At 45.3% G+C, this 14,066-nt stretch carries 14 protein-coding genes; 5 read left to right on the top strand and 9 right to left on the bottom strand.

Annotation, left to right across the window (positions count from 1 at the left end; genetic code table 11):
* Positions 1 to 4 precede the first annotated feature (4 nt).
* The 6 genes from NYE35_RS11525 to NYE35_RS11500 form a co-directional block, all read right to left on the bottom strand.
* Positions 5 to 733 carry a LutC/YkgG family protein gene (locus tag NYE35_RS11525; protein WP_341121031.1) on the bottom strand — a complete coding sequence of 243 codons (729 nt, stop codon included), beginning with the start codon at positions 731 to 733 and terminating at the stop codon, positions 5 to 7.
* Positions 726 to 2,279 carry a LutB/LldF family L-lactate oxidation iron-sulfur protein gene (locus tag NYE35_RS11520; RefSeq protein ID WP_341121028.1) on the bottom strand — a complete coding sequence of 518 codons (1,554 nt, stop codon included), beginning with the start codon at positions 2,277 to 2,279 and terminating at the stop codon, positions 726 to 728. The genes NYE35_RS11525 and NYE35_RS11520 overlap by 8 nt, the downstream gene beginning before the upstream one ends.
* Complete coding sequence (locus tag NYE35_RS11515; RefSeq protein WP_036689769.1) at positions 2,276 to 3,004, bottom strand: (Fe-S)-binding protein; 729 nt, start codon at positions 3,002 to 3,004, stop codon at positions 2,276 to 2,278. The genes NYE35_RS11520 and NYE35_RS11515 overlap by 4 nt, the downstream gene beginning before the upstream one ends.
* Before the next feature lie 26 nt (positions 3,005 to 3,030).
* Positions 3,031 to 3,789, bottom strand: coding sequence for a DeoR/GlpR family DNA-binding transcription regulator (locus NYE35_RS11510; protein ID WP_076317008.1), 759 nt, complete (start codon positions 3,787 to 3,789; stop codon positions 3,031 to 3,033).
* A 40-nt stretch (positions 3,790 to 3,829) separates the two neighbouring features.
* On the bottom strand, positions 3,830 to 5,899 hold the full coding sequence (locus NYE35_RS11505; protein WP_341121025.1) for a bifunctional aldolase/short-chain dehydrogenase: 2,070 nt from the start codon (positions 5,897 to 5,899) through the stop codon (positions 3,830 to 3,832).
* 216 nt (positions 5,900 to 6,115) lie between these two features.
* On the bottom strand, positions 6,116 to 6,616 hold the full coding sequence (locus tag NYE35_RS11500) for a GNAT family N-acetyltransferase (RefSeq protein WP_036689764.1): 501 nt from the start codon (positions 6,614 to 6,616) through the stop codon (positions 6,116 to 6,118).
* A 507-nt stretch (positions 6,617 to 7,123) separates the two neighbouring features.
* On the opposite strand from NYE35_RS11500, the gene NYE35_RS11495 reads away from it, so the two are divergent.
* Together NYE35_RS11495 and NYE35_RS11490 are read left to right on the top strand one after the other, a co-directional pair.
* Positions 7,124 to 8,032 carry an alpha/beta fold hydrolase gene (locus tag NYE35_RS11495; RefSeq protein WP_052096955.1) on the top strand — a complete coding sequence of 303 codons (909 nt, stop codon included), beginning with the start codon at positions 7,124 to 7,126 and terminating at the stop codon, positions 8,030 to 8,032.
* 29 nt (positions 8,033 to 8,061) lie between these two features.
* Positions 8,062 to 8,928, top strand: a complete 867-nt coding sequence (locus NYE35_RS11490) for a sugar phosphate isomerase/epimerase family protein (protein ID WP_341122452.1) — start codon at positions 8,062 to 8,064, stop codon at positions 8,926 to 8,928.
* A 62-nt stretch (positions 8,929 to 8,990) separates the two neighbouring features.
* Here NYE35_RS11490 and NYE35_RS11485 read toward each other — a convergent pair whose 3' ends face one another.
* Positions 8,991 to 9,194, bottom strand: a complete 204-nt coding sequence (locus NYE35_RS11485) for a DUF1572 family protein (RefSeq protein WP_162164297.1) — start codon at positions 9,192 to 9,194, stop codon at positions 8,991 to 8,993.
* Entirely contained in the window at positions 9,181 to 9,345 is a 165-nt protein-coding gene (locus NYE35_RS11480) for a hypothetical protein (RefSeq protein WP_162164296.1), read from the bottom strand. Before NYE35_RS11480 ends, NYE35_RS11485 begins: the two co-directional genes overlap by 14 nt.
* A gap of 142 nt (positions 9,346 to 9,487) precedes the next feature.
* Here NYE35_RS11480 and NYE35_RS11475 point away from each other — a divergent pair, with 142 nt between their 5' ends.
* Complete coding sequence (locus tag NYE35_RS11475; protein WP_036689759.1) at positions 9,488 to 10,516, top strand: glycosyltransferase family 4 protein; 1,029 nt, start codon at positions 9,488 to 9,490, stop codon at positions 10,514 to 10,516.
* 157 nt (positions 10,517 to 10,673) lie between these two features.
* Complete coding sequence (locus NYE35_RS11470; RefSeq protein ID WP_036689758.1) at positions 10,674 to 11,642, top strand: glycoside hydrolase family 43 protein; 969 nt, start codon at positions 10,674 to 10,676, stop codon at positions 11,640 to 11,642.
* Between the two features lie 73 nt (positions 11,643 to 11,715).
* On the opposite strand, the gene NYE35_RS11465 is transcribed toward NYE35_RS11470, so the two are convergent.
* Positions 11,716 to 12,510, bottom strand: coding sequence for an AraC family transcriptional regulator (locus NYE35_RS11465; RefSeq protein WP_036689756.1), 795 nt, complete (start codon positions 12,508 to 12,510; stop codon positions 11,716 to 11,718).
* 133 nt (positions 12,511 to 12,643) lie between these two features.
* Between NYE35_RS11465 and NYE35_RS11460 the strand changes: the two genes are divergently transcribed.
* Complete coding sequence (locus NYE35_RS11460; protein ID WP_076224949.1) at positions 12,644 to 13,987, top strand: glycoside hydrolase family 30 protein; 1,344 nt, start codon at positions 12,644 to 12,646, stop codon at positions 13,985 to 13,987.
* The last annotated feature ends 79 nt before the right edge of the window (positions 13,988 to 14,066 follow it).

Below are 14,066 nucleotides of genomic sequence, written 5' to 3'. Positions count from 1 at the left end.
CCTATCAGCCTACTAGCAAAGCGAATACGATTCCTGGACCATGCACGCCTATCGTCAGATCATTCTCAATATCCGCTGAACGGCTAGGTCCGGAGATAAAATGGATGCCCGCCGGCAGCCCCGATGGCCCAGCTTCATCAAAATCAATAAGCACCTCACCGAGACGAGTCTTCAGCCGCTCCAATGGAACGATGGCAATTAATGCGGTAGGCAATAAGCTGACTGAACGGCCTTTATCCTCAGAGGAAAGCACAGTAATGGAGCCTGTATAGGCAACTGCATAATCCGCAATCACAATTCCAATATCAGCCTCGGCCGCCCTAGCTTTCCATGCCTCCTGATCATCTGTATTCCAGACAGAGACCCGTGTATCTGTGAGTTCCTCCTCTAGTCGAAGTACTGCTAGCTCGGTGACATTTTGCCGGAGAATATACCGTGCGAGCATCTCATTGACTTTGCTGACGATGAAAGCCTTGGCTTCATCCATATCCTGCACACGAAATACATGACCACCGGCGCTTTGAAAATTCGCCGTAAATTGTTCAATCCTTTCCTCCGGACTCCACTGGAATTGCTGCCAGTACTGCGGTGCGCCGCGAAAAGGATGTGCAGGAGCTTCAGTAATTCTCGGCCGCTTCAGGCGGCGAGCGATATCATTCATGAATGCCTGCTGCTGTTCACGTGAATCCTGCTCCATACGTTCCAACCAGTTACTGTGCGTCTCTTCAGTCATGCCCGGCCCCTCCTTCCAGCTCTTCCCGCTTCCGCTTCGCTAGTAAATCTTCCATTCGCTTCTGTATCACAGGGTCCATTTCGCGACTGTTCTTATCTAGCTCCTGTTGCAGCCCCTTCCAGCTCTCACGGAAGGATTGATCTGCCAGCTTCGGGGCGATCCGATAATTGTTCCAGCCTTTCAGCGGCCCCAGTTTCGACGGAATTCCTCCGTCTCGCACGAGCAGCTTTTGCCCGATTCTACCTACCTTCATCATATTACTAAATCGCTGTGACTTCGCCATAATCGCCCCAAAACCCTTCATGCCGAGACCTTCTGCCTTATCCCCATAACCACGTTCTACCTTCCGCCGCCGTAAATAGATGAGCATATCATGCAGAGGGATTTTGACCGGACAAGCTTCATAACATGCTCCGCACAGGCTAGAGGCTGAGGCGATGTCATCCCATTGATCTACATTTTTATTCAGCGCCGGGGTCAACACCGCTCCTATAGGTCCGCTATACGTTCCTCCATATGCATGACCGCCAATATGACGGTAGACAGGACAAGCATTCAGACAAGCTCCACAGCGGATGCAGTTCAGCAGCTCCTGAAACTCAGGATCGCCTAGCTGCTCAGATCGACCATTATCAAGAATAATAATATGCTGCTCTTCCGGCCCATCACCGTCATTATCCCTGCGGGGACCAGAAATACCCGACATATATACCGTTAACTTCTGCCCTGTTGCCGAACGAGGCAATAATGTAGCCATCACTTCAAGATCACTCCACGAAGGAATAATCCGCTCCATCCCCATCAGGGTAATTTGCGTTTTCGGTAAAGTGGTGACCATACGAGCGTTACCTTCATTCTCGAACAGCACCATCGAACCCGTCTCTGCAATAGCAAAGTTACAGCCAGTCATTCCGATATCCGCATCAAGGAACTTCTCTCTCAGCTTACGCCTTACAAATCCAGCAAGGATAGTAGTTTCGGGCAAAAGCTCCTCTCCTGCCTCTTTGGACAACAGCTCGGCAATCTGGTAGCGGTTCTTATGAATCGCCGGAATAATGATATGTGACGGGGTTTCCCCGGCAAGCTGGATAATATACTCCCCCAGATCCGTCTCTATGGTCTCCACACCAATGGATTCCAGCGCCTTATTTAAATGCAGCTCCTCTGTAACCATTGATTTGGATTTGACCACAGAAGCTGCCTGTTTTCGCTGCGCGATTTCAAGGGCAATCTTCACAGCCTCTTCACCCGTTGCTGCAAAATGAATATGTGTGCCGTTTGCTCTTGCCTTGTCTGCAAAAAGATTCAGATAGTAATCAAGATGGGCGATCGTGTGTAGACGGATTTGCCGCCCACGTTCACGCCACTCTTCCCATTGGCCATGATCGTTAGCCGCTTTCTGTTTTCCATCACGCAGTCTCTCCGTGGTAAAACGAACAGCCTTGCGTAAAAAGTCATTATTCAGCGCCAAGTCTGCACGTTCTTTTACCGTAGCTGGCTTTCCATTCTCTGAACCCGCCGTAGGATTGGTGGTGGCTTGGCTCATTTATCAGTCACCCCCTCATACAGCAGTTCTGCTAAATGCATAACTCGAACGGGTTCGCGGCGGTAACGCAGATTCCCGGCAATATTCATCAGACAACCCATATCCAGACCCGTTAGGATTTCTGCTTCCGTCTCCAGCACATGATCTGATTTCTCAGTGACCATTGCCCCGGAGATATCAGACATTTTCACGGCAAAGGTTCCACCAAACCCACAGCAGTCCTCAGCAAAAGGCAGTGGCACCAGCTCCATCGCCTTCACATTTTGCATAAGCTGCATAGGTTCGTCGCGAATCCCTAGAATCCTTGTGCCATGACAGGAAGGATGATAGGTAACCTTATGCGGAAAGACTGCTCCTAGATCAGTTACGCCAAGTACCTGCACCATAAACTGGCTAAATTCATAGGATTTGCGTTGCAAATTCTGCGCCTTGACCAGATTAACCGGATCATCCTGAAACAGCTTAGGGTAATGATGAAGCATCCCCGTACAGGATCCGGAAGGTGCAATGACAAAATCACTGTCATCAAAAGCCTGTAGAATCGTAAGTGCAGCTTGCCGCGCTTCATTCCAATATCCACTGTTGTACGCAGGCTGTCCGCAGCAAGTCTGCACCTCCGGGAACTCCAGCTGTACGCCATACCTGGCTAGCAGACGAGCCATGGCTTCCCCGACCTTCGGGAACACGGCATCGCTGACGCAAGTTATAAACATCGATACCTTCATGCCTTCACCTCCTGCACAACTATTTACTACACCGTCGTTATTGCGATGTTCAGCTTCTGCAACTGCTTCATTTGTTCTCCAACAGGGTTGTAATCCGTTATTAGGACATCCACATCACTAGGAGCCGCAAAATGTGTGAACGCTTGTATTCCAAATTTACTGGAATCACATAATAAGATCACTTGCTCCGCTATAGAAATCATCTTTCGTTTCACCATAGCTTGCAGCTCATTTGATTCACTAGCGCCACGTTCGAGATGAAATCCTTTGCAGGAAAAAAACATCTTATCCACGTAATACAATTCAAGCGAACGTTCTGCTAAATGACCAACATAGGACATTGATCTGCGGCTCAGCTGTCCGCCTGTAGAAAAGACCTCGATCCGCTCCTTCCCGCTTAACTCTGCTGCCACTCTAGTAGAATTGGTCAACACAGTAAGCGGCATATCCGGCAAATGCGAAGCCATATACCAAGCCGTTGTACTGGCATCCAGCAGAATTCGATCGCCCGGCTTAATCATCATTACCGCCTCACGGGCAATCCGCTGTTTCTCCGCTGCATTCATGATTTCTCGTTCGGCATAAGGGGTCTCCGGTTGCCGGTCACGCAGGCTAACTGCTCCGCCATGCGAACGCAGCAACCGCCCCGCTTTTTCCAATCGATCCAGATCGCGGCGAATGGTTTCTTCCGTCACTTGGCATAATGTACTCAATTCTGAGACACGGATGCTGCCGCGTTCATTCACTAGTTCTACGATTCGTTCATATCTGTCTGCAATCAGCATGATTTCCCTCCGTTATCCCTATCTATATTCAAGCTACCTCTTATCTAGTAAAAGCTGCTGGCACTCCACCGTCGATTGTCAGCATACAACCCGTAGTTTTCTCTGACTTGGAAGAAGCAAAAAAAGCAACGCCTTCGGCAATATCACGCGGATAAATATTAACTAGCAGCGTCGTGCGTTTACGGTAATGCTCCTCTAATTGATCCGGCTCAATCCCGTAAGCAGCCGCCCGTTCATTACGCCAGTTCGAATTCCAGATGGCTGATCCCTGTAAAATTGCATCGGGCAGAATCGTATTGGCACGGATGCCAAACTCTCCGCCTTCAGCTGCTATACAGCGGGCCAGATGGGCTTCGAGCGCCTTGGCAGAACTGTAAGCCGAAACGCTTTTTCCTGCAAAAATAGAATTTTTGGAGCCGATGAACACCATGCTGCCACCGATTTTTTGCTCCTTCATCACTTTAAAAGCTTCGCGTGCAACGAGGAAATATCCTGTGCCCAGTACAGAAATATTCAAGTTCCACTCTTTTAATGAAGTCTCATCAAACGGACTGGAGGTTGCAAGCCCAGCATTATTAACGATAATGTCGAGCCCGCCATAAAAAAGTGCTGTCTCCGCATATGCTGCGGTTACCTGCTCTTCCTGAGTTACGTCCATTTTAACGGCGAATGCACGATTTTCACCATACTTAGCGTTAATCTCTTCCGCTACTTTTTGTGCACCTTCCAGATTGAGGTCTGCCAATACAACATGCGCTCCTTCTGATACTAAACGACGAGCCGTCTCACTCCCAATTCCCCCGGCACCACCTGTAATAAAGGCAACTTTACGGGAGAACTCCGCTTCTGCCGGAGCCAGTGATAATTTATATAATTCCAAGGGCCAATATTCCACATTGTACGATTCATTCTCACTAAGAGAGACGAAATCTCCCAGTGCAGTAGCTCCGCGCATAACAGCAATCGCCCGGTGATACAAGGCTCCGCTGATCTTAGAATTGCTCCAGCTTTTACCTGTGTTGATCATGCCCACGCCAGGAATCAGGATCACACGTGGCGCAGCCTCGAACATTACATCGCCCTCATGTTTATTACGGTCGAAGTATGCTTTGTACTGCTCCTTATAAGCGCTAATCGCTTCGCTCAGCTTCGCCTTCAAGCCATCGATATCATTGGTGTTTGGCTCCCACGCAACAAAAAGCGGCTTCATTTTGGTATGTACCAAATGATCCGGACAAGCTGCGCCTACATCAGATAACTTCTCCGAGTCAGCCCCTCCTACGAAACGCAGCACATCCTCCGCATCGTCGAAGGTCAAAATCATTTTACGCTCATCGCTGACTGCGCCTCTGATCAGTGGCATCACTGCGGCCGCTACAGCCCGTCGCTCTGCTTCTGGAAGTGCTTCTGATTTGCGGCCGCCAAATAGGTTCTGATCTTCAATTCTTTCTTCAATATAACTTTCCGCTTCGTTAATTATGGAGATTGTTTTGTCATAACAAGATTCAGGTGTATCCCCCCAAGTCACGAGACCGTGTTTCTCCATCAGCACTAATTCAGCTTTCGGGTTTGCGAGCACACCTTCGGCAATCATTTTGGATAAAGTAAAGCCTGGACGGATGTAAGGCACCCATACGAAACGATCCCCATAAATCTCACGGGCAATTTCCTTACCGTTATGAGCGCAGCATAGGCTGATAATGGCATCTGGATGCGTATGATCCACATGCTTGAAAGGTAAAAATGCATGCAGCAACGTTTCGATGGAAGCACGCGGATGTTTAGGGTCAATCATACAATTTGCGAGATAAGCTACCATCTCTTCATCTGGCATTTCATCACGTTCAAATAACGGGGCAATATCCTGAAGCCTTAGTCCGGTAAAATTGCCTGCTTTCATCGTAGCGAGGTCAGAGCCGCTGCCCTTCACCCACATTACTTCTACCTCACGCCCGCGAAAATCCAATTCTATCGTTTTGCTGGAGGTATTCCCTCCGCCAAAGTTACAGACTCTGCGATCTTCGCCCAGCAGATTAGAGCGGAACACTAATGCATCCAATCCCCCGTTTAATTTCTTTTCCCGAGATGAATCCCATAAGTTTTGTACCATTTGTGAATACCTCCGTTTTTGAATGTTTGTTTTTTTGTTTATTTTTGTTTGTTTTGATTTTAAACTATTTGTTTGTGTTTGAATAGAGCGCTTTCAACAAAATTTTAAATTTTTTTCACATTTTAGACGAATCTACATTGGATGAACTACAATAACATCGCGAATAACAAAAAAGAGCTGCCTCTTGGCAACTCCTCCCCTATTGTTCACACCAGCTTAAAGGGTGATCCAGTAGTTACATTTTTCATTCTCAATACCATGTAGTATTCCTTTGTTCGCTTCAATAACCTTTCTCGAAAATATATTGTCCGGCTCACAAGTTAGCATGACCTTATCAATCCCCATGTCCGCAGCTTTTTTTAACAGCTCTGCCAAAAAAATCGTACCATAACCTTTTCCTCTCTCACTGGGTCTGATACTATAGCCAATGTGTCCACCTGACTTCCTCAATTGATCATTTAAGGAATGTCTTAATTTTCCGACACCAACGGGATAGGAGTCAATCAGTAGCCAGTAGTTGGTCTGTGCTACATACTGTGGTGGAAGATTATCACCTTGTGAAAGTGCTATCCTCTCCCGGATGAAATCAGGAAATTGACTGAAAGCCAGATCAAATCCATTGTTGACGAATCCATTTTCCCCCGGACCTATCTCCACAATCATCTCAAAAATATCGCGTCCATCTGAAATGCTAGCTTCCTTTAGCTCAACAAGCATAATAATCCCCCCTAGAACGTTATTAATAACTTCCCTATCAAAAATTTACCGCAAAAAAGACCGGCATGCATTATTTAATTGCACAATCTACAACTAAAATGCACTTCAATGCTCACGCCTAATGTATTAAGTGTACTTTGTGCAATTAAATTCGCCCAATTTAGCTAAATCAGCTAATTACGAGAGATATAGTTGTACAAAGTACATCTATATCACCGAAGTGAGAGTAAAGTAGCAATTTAGTTGTATGAAATACACTTATCTGGCTCCTTGTGACTACTAGGTGATCAAGCAACAGGTATCTAAACTAATCTATCTAATCTAATCTAATCTATCTAATCTATCTAATCTATCTAATCTAATCACCATCTACTCACCCTCTAATCACCTTCTGCTCCCCCACTTTTCACAGGAATGTTTCTATTTCTCGCCCCTCCTTCCGCACTCTCGTAGTATACTTATTGGAATAAGATACAGATGTTGTATTTTTCACTAAGGAGGTTTGTGATGGTGAATAGCTTTAAGAATGCCAAGGCGCAAGAACAAGTGTGGCAGTCCTACCAACAGCTAGTTGATCAGTGGCCTGTTCCTCTTGAAGAACTCGATCTCCCAACCACATATGGGCTGACGCATTGTATCCTTACCGGGCAAAAGAGTAATCCCCCCTTATTTCTATTTCATGGCGTTGGTGATAACTCGGCGGTCATGTGGCTCCTTAACATCGAGGAATTATCGCGGCATTTTTACTGCATCGCTATTGATACTCTGGGCGGACCCGGAAAAAGCATTCCTAATGCGTACTTTAATAAACAAAAGTTTGAGCAGGTGGAATGGATTAATGAAATAGCCAAACATCTGAGCATTGACATCTTTAATATTGCAGGGGTGTCAAATGGCGCCTATATTGCTTTTAATTATGCGACCAAGCAACCGGACAAAGTGAACCGTGTGATTTGTTTGGAAGGCGGAATGGTCACCACACCAATCAAAGCCATGCTGCAAACGCTAATGATGATGTTCCCAGAGATTCTGGTTCCCACGGATCGCAATTTACTGAAAGTGCTGAAGAAGTTAAGTGCGCCTGACTCCCCTTTATTTGACAATCACCCAGAAGTAGCTGCTCATCTAATCCTTTTAATGCGCACTCATAATCAACAAGCTATGTTTGTTCATAAGCTTCAAAAATACGATAGAAACGCCGCAGTTGCCGTCAGAGATAAGCTCTATTTTTTAGTAGGAGAACACGCATTAAAACAATCAAAGGATTTCATAGATATTTTAGAGGACGGAAAGTTTCATTACCAAGTCATCCCCCGTGCGGGACACGGCATTAATCATGAGCAACCGGATAGAGTCAACACTGAAATCATCAATTTCCTGACCGGCGATAATGATACATCACTTGCATCCTTATGAAAGCGTTACTATTATGAAGGTTATTACTCATACTTACTCTATTAAAGGAGAGGTTACCCATCAGATACGGAACTCTAGCCCACACATTTGGCTGCCTGCCGCTCAAGTCGTTAACTGCAACCCTTCAGAATTATGATATCGATTTTGTTCAGCTTGCATTATCCAAAGCCATTCAGGACATCGACACTTCTACCGGTAAACTAAGTCCAGGTCTTGCCAGCTATATTGGCGAACAATTTGATAAAGCAGGAATACGCATCGGTGTTTTGGGCTGTTACATCAACCCTGTTCATCCGGATCCTGTCATCCGGAGAGCTGAGATCAATCGTTTTAAAGAGCATCTTCGTTATGCCCGCCAATTCGGCGCACCTATGGTGGCAACAGAGACCGGTGCGCTGACTACTTTTCAAGCACAAGATCCGGTCCATTACGAAGCTATCGGCTGGGATACGTTAAGGGCAACTATAGAAGAACTTGCAGAGGAAGCTGAAAAATGGGGCGTTTTTCTAGGACTAGAGGGGGTCTGCACACATACACTTTCTACACCAGACAAGATGCGCCGCATCTTAGATGAAGTCCCATCAAGCTGTATAGGTGTTGTATTGGACCCTTGTAATTTTATTAGCACGGCTGCGCATTTGCAGGATCAAATTGTCGATGATTCCTTCAGATTATTCGGCGACCGTATCATTCTGGCGCATTTAAAAGATATCTATCAAGATGGTGAAAAAGCATACCACGGCAAAGCAGGCAGCGGATTATTCCATACCGAAGCTTTCCTGCGCAAACTCCAAGAATATAAGCCAATGATCGATGTGTCATTAGAAGATATCAAGGATCTGGAGGTTAATGATACCGTTGCTTTACTGAAGAAGCTTGCTCCTATAACACAATAAAAACCCACTTCTGAGGATAGGTGTTAGCAGCAGCTGCGCATCTATCCCAGCTTTATCTATGCTCAAAAATAGTGTTTCCAGTTATTGAGCAGATGATCATCCTCTGCCTGCAGCAATTTGGAGGCATATACGATTTGACCTGTATGATAGGAATAATGTTCTACCGCTCCGATCATAATCTTTTGAATACTCCAAGTATAATTCTCCATTCCAGCCCCCTCAGGGAAACTAATGGTGACCTCCCGTTCTAGATCAGCCTTCGTCAAATTGCCCACCACCGCACGGCTTTCTTCCCTGACCTTCAGCATATACTGCAATAATTCCTGTGATGAATAACCGCCTCTGGTCAAAAATTTGCTCCACATACCCCAAGGATTGATCGAGCCTTCTCATACATTCGATAATGATTTCACTCATACTAATCCCTCTTCCTTCTACTTTTGTTTGTAAACTTGTTAAATGGTACTTTTCTATAGGAGCTGAATAAAATAAGAAACATAACGATTGAATCATATTGTTTCACTATTACAGCTCTAACTTGGAAGGGACGGGATTATCAATGAGATTCACATTCCCTATTCTGACCTTATCTCATGGCGGAGCACAACGTATGCTGGTAGAGCTCACCAATGGGCTGACAGATTTGGGCCATCAGGTCAACCTCCTCTTGCCTGTGGATGGCGCTATTTCTTATGATGTGCGCGCAAACGTAATCCGCTCCTCACATATGAATATTCACGAGCATGACTTTCCTCCCGGAGACGTCATTGTTTCTAATTATTATACAACTGTCCCCATCGCCCAAGCAGCAAGCAAACAAGGAAAAGGGGTTCATGTACGTTTATCTTTATGTTATGAGCCTCCTTTTTTACCGGATAACGGACGCTCCTTCCCCTCCTATCACATCACTGAGCATCTAATCGTTTTATCACGTTGGCAGCAGGAGCTGATCTTTTTAAATCATGGCATCACCGGCAGTATCGTGCCCATTGGCATTAGCTCCTCTTTTAAAAATATGAATATCCGTCACAGTCTTCAAGAGCCTTTAAACATAACAGCTATATTAAGAAAAACAGAACGCGGTTTCTCCTGGCACCGCGAGCAAGATTACCTTATAGAACAGCTGGATTACGTAAAAAGCCAATATCCCGATGTAAATATTAACTTCATCAGTCCGCCTGACGAGTTCAACACCTCAGAAATTCTCCAAAGAATGAAAGCTACTGGCAAATATCGGTTCTTTACGCCAGCAAATGATGAGGAGCTCTGCTATCACTATAACGGTGCGGATATTTTTGTTAGCTCAAGTATTTTTGATACAGGTTCTTTACCGGGACTTGAGGCCATGCGTTGTGGAGCAGCGTTAGTCTGTGTATATTCGGGTGGGAATATGGAATACGCCCATCACAAGAAAAACTGTTTGCTCTCTTATCGATATGAGAACCGGCTCGGTGAAGATGTCATCCGCTTAATACGTGATCCCAACTTAAGAACTAAATTAGCGGAGCAGGGGGAAAGATATTCGCGCAAATGGACTTGGGAAAATAGTGTCAGATTATTTGAACAAGCGATCACAGATTTATTATAAAAATATAAAAAAGCAAGTCTCCAATGGCTGAGATTTGCTTTTTTATTGATCCAAAAGAATCATTGACTAGAGAAATAATACAAGATATTATGTAAGCGTTATCAATTGCAAAATAATGAAACACTTTAGGGAAATCTAAACTAAAAGGAGAAGGAATATGGCGAAAAAAGGTAGGCAAGGTTATCGGTTGTTATTGTTGTCTTTTTTAATGCTTTTTACAACTGTTTTCTCAGGAGGATCGCAAGCTTATGCAGCAACCTGGAATCTGACTGGAGATACCAACGTACACGACCCTTCATATATCAAAGAGGGGAACACACATTGGGTATTCAGCACGGGATCAGGTCTCCAAGTGATGTTCTCAAACGATGGAACTAACTATATTCGCTCCCTCCCGATTTATACCTCGAAACCCTCCTGGTGGAGCTCTTACGTTCCCAATCAAGAAGGGCTAGATGTATGGGCCCCAGAAATTTTCTACTATAACGGTACCTATTACCTCTATTATTCTATCTCTACATTCGGCTCAAGAGTGTCTGCTATTGGTTTAGTAACTACTAAATCGATCTCCGGGGGAAAATGGACGGACCAAGGTGTCGTTATCTCGTCTAATGACGCCTCCAATTATAACGCCATTGATCCTAACATTACGGCAGATGCTAACGGAAACCTATGGATGACCTTCGGTTCCTGGAGCAACGGGATTTACATTACCTCCATCAACAAAACAACCATGAAGCCAACGGGCAACTCGTATCGCATTGCCACTAAATCCGGGGGGATTGAAGGCTCCAGTATGGTTTACAATCCAAATACCGGATATTATTATCTATTCGTATCCATTGGCCAATGCTGCTCAGGCGTAAACAGCACCTATAAAATTGCAGTGGGACGCTCAACCAGCGTACTGGGGCCTTTCTATGCGAAGGACGGTACCGATATGAAAAATGGCGGTGCTACGGTCATCGATAGCGGCAACAGTTTTTGGGCGGGTCCTGGTGGACAGGATATATACGGAACCAACGTTATCGTCCGCCATGCTTACAGTGTCGCTGAGAATGGCGCACCCAAATTGTTAATCAGTGATCTCGAATGGGATTCTGCTGGCTGGCCTTACTATAATTAACGTCTAATCGAGGAGTTGCCCCTGAGTCCTACTCTGTGATTTATGGGGCAGCTTCTTTTTACCGATAAACCTTCTACTCTCTCTTTCGATAGATACCTGGCGAGACACCATAACGCTCCCGAAACACCCTGTGAAAATAGGTGTAACTTCCAAACCCCGTCTCCTCTGCTATACGCTCTAAGGTGTAATTGGTATTGTCCATTAATCTCAGTGCCATCGCAAGCCGGATTTGCCCCGCATATTGCATAATAGAATAACCGAATTGGATCTTGAATAAATGTACGGCCCTTGTCACACTAATTCCAGCATGAGCAGCTACGTCCTTTAGTCTGATCTCTGAAGTAGCATGCTCCTCCACATAACTCTTCATTTTAAGTCCGTGTAGAAGCGAAGCCGAAGATGATGCAGGTGCCTCTTCCATAGCCCGATCTAACAACAAACATAAAGCTTTAAATAGTGCTTCAAGTATTTCAGGGCTACCCCCGTCTAGTCTTCTATTCTCCAGATCAAGCTGTTGCCATATACTTTGCAGCTTACCATCATCCGCAATTCTAACCTTTTTGGGTCGCTCACGCAGGTTCCACCAGTGGTCCACCCATTCCCCTGTACACATTACAAAATAGTCCACACTATGTCCCAAAGGACTTTTCTTTTCACCGATTCTCAGATCATATATATCGTAGGGCTTAAATAACAATAGATCCCCCGGCACTACGGCAGTCATTTCTCCATCGATGAGGACTTCACATTCCCCTTCTGCTTGCAGCCTGATGATATAGGTATCCAACCCACTGCGATATAGTTGCCGAAAAGGCTGAGTATGGCGGATAAATCCACACAGACTAATTTGAACGCTGTTTGTTTCCATCGCATATGCTCCTCATTCTATAGTAGTCGATGACCAGATTGTTGAGGTTCTTAGCCATATAGTTTCTTCAAAGTGCAGTGAATCTCCTTCTATAATAAAGACAGAATTCATATGTAGGAGGTTATCAACCATTATGAGTAAAACTATTCGCGTCATTCAAACCGCTAAAGAAACCACGGATCGTTTAACAGAAAAGGACCCTCTGATTTTCCTTCCCGATACGTCAGGAGTCGAATCAGAGCTAATCAATATCTATGATGATCTGGAGTATCAAGAAATTGAAGGCTTTGGTGGAGCTCTTACGGAGTCCTCTGCCGTTACTATCTCTAAACTTAGTGCAGCTAAACAAAAAGAAATCATCGACGCTTATTTTCATCCTGAGCACGGCATTGGATATACCCTTTGCCGCTCACATATCCAAAGCTGCGACTTCTCACTGGGCAACTATGCTTATGTAGAGGAAGGCGATGCGGAGCTACGTTCGTTCGATATTTCCAGAGATCACGAGTCGGTTATCCCCCTCATAAAAAATGCTGCCGCAGCAGTAGGTGAAGATTTCCGTCTGTTCTCTTCCCCATGGAGTCCTCCAGCGTTCATGAAGACTAACGGGCAAATGAACGGAGGCGGAGCTCTTAAGCCTGAATATCGTGAGGCTTGGGCTAACATGTTCGTTAAATATATTGAGGCGTACGCTGCAGAAGGGATTGATATCTGGGCTGTCAGTGTTCAGAATGAAGCCAAAGCTGTACAAAGATGGGATTCCTGCCTGTATACCGCCGAAGAAGAAAAGGATTTTGTGCGTGACTACTTGGGACCTGCTCTGGAACAAGCGGGCTTGGGCCATGTAAAGGTTATGATCTGGGATCATAATAAAGAACGGGTGTATGACCGTGCTAAGGTTGCTTTTGAAGATCAAGTTGCATCCAAATACATATGGGGAATCTGCTTCCACTGGTATTCCGGTGATCACTTCGAAGCCCTCTCTGCCGTTCATGATCGTTTCCCAGATAAAAAGCTGTTCTTCAGCGAAGGCTGCCAAGAAGGTGGCGTTCATCTCGGCTCATGGAACACCGGTGAACGTTACGGACATGATATCATCGGCAATCTGAACAACTGGATGTCGAGCTGGACAGACTGGAACATTGTCTTGGATGAGCAAGGTGGACCTAACCATGTAGGAAATTACTGCGACGCTCCAATTATCGGAGATACCAAAAACGATGAAATTACTTTTGAGAGCTCTTTCTATTACATCGGGCACTTCAGTAAATATATTCGTCCGGGTGCTAAACGTATTGGTTTCTCTAAATATACAGATAAGCTTGAAACAACAGCTTTCCGCAACCCTGATGGCACTATTGCTGTTATCGTTATGAACCGCACAGAGCAAGAGCTTCCATTCACCTTGCGCTTCCATGACGAACTGGCTGAGAACATGATTCCGGCTCATGCCATTCAAACCCTGCTAATTAAGTAGCAGCTGTTCATTTCTAATAAAAAGAGGTTCTCTTTATGCCAGCGCACAGAGAGAACCTCCTTTTTTATTAAATTAAAAG

Source organism: Paenibacillus sp. FSL L8-0494 (assembly GCF_038003695.1).
Taxonomy (GTDB): domain Bacteria; phylum Bacillota; class Bacilli; order Paenibacillales; family Paenibacillaceae; genus Paenibacillus_AQ; species Paenibacillus_AQ odorifer.
The sequence above is the reverse complement of the archived record's forward strand: the minus strand, read 5'-3'. Positions and strand labels throughout refer to the sequence as shown.

Bases quoted from the DNA above. Each gene is read 5' to 3' on its own strand.
- NYE35_RS11465 (WP_036689756.1), bottom strand. From the start codon at position 12,510: ATGGAAACAAACAGCGTTCAAATTAGTCTGTGTGGATTTATCCGCCAT.
- NYE35_RS11505 (WP_341121025.1), bottom strand. From the start codon at position 5,899: ATGGTACAAAACTTATGGGATTCATCTCGGGAAAAGAAATTAAACGGG.
- NYE35_RS11460 (WP_076224949.1), top strand. From the start codon at position 12,644: ATGAGTAAAACTATTCGCGTCATTCAAACCGCTAAAGAAACCACGGAT.
- NYE35_RS11515 (WP_036689769.1), bottom strand. From the start codon at position 3,004: ATGAAGGTATCGATGTTTATAACTTGCGTCAGCGATGCCGTGTTCCCG.
- NYE35_RS11520 (WP_341121028.1), bottom strand. From the start codon at position 2,279: ATGAGCCAAGCCACCACCAATCCTACGGCGGGTTCAGAGAATGGAAAG.
- NYE35_RS11500 (WP_036689764.1), bottom strand. From the start codon at position 6,616: ATGCTTGTTGAGCTAAAGGAAGCTAGCATTTCAGATGGACGCGATATT.
- NYE35_RS11510 (WP_076317008.1), bottom strand. From the start codon at position 3,789: ATGCTGATTGCAGACAGATATGAACGAATCGTAGAACTAGTGAATGAA.
- NYE35_RS11495 (WP_052096955.1), top strand. From the start codon at position 7,124: ATGGTGAATAGCTTTAAGAATGCCAAGGCGCAAGAACAAGTGTGGCAG.
- NYE35_RS11475 (WP_036689759.1), top strand. From the start codon at position 9,488: ATGAGATTCACATTCCCTATTCTGACCTTATCTCATGGCGGAGCACAA.
- NYE35_RS11480 (WP_162164296.1), bottom strand. From the start codon at position 9,345: ATGAGTGAAATCATTATCGAATGTATGAGAAGGCTCGATCAATCCTTG.
- NYE35_RS11470 (WP_036689758.1), top strand. From the start codon at position 10,674: ATGGCGAAAAAAGGTAGGCAAGGTTATCGGTTGTTATTGTTGTCTTTT.
- NYE35_RS11525 (WP_341121031.1), bottom strand. From the start codon at position 733: ATGACTGAAGAGACGCACAGTAACTGGTTGGAACGTATGGAGCAGGAT.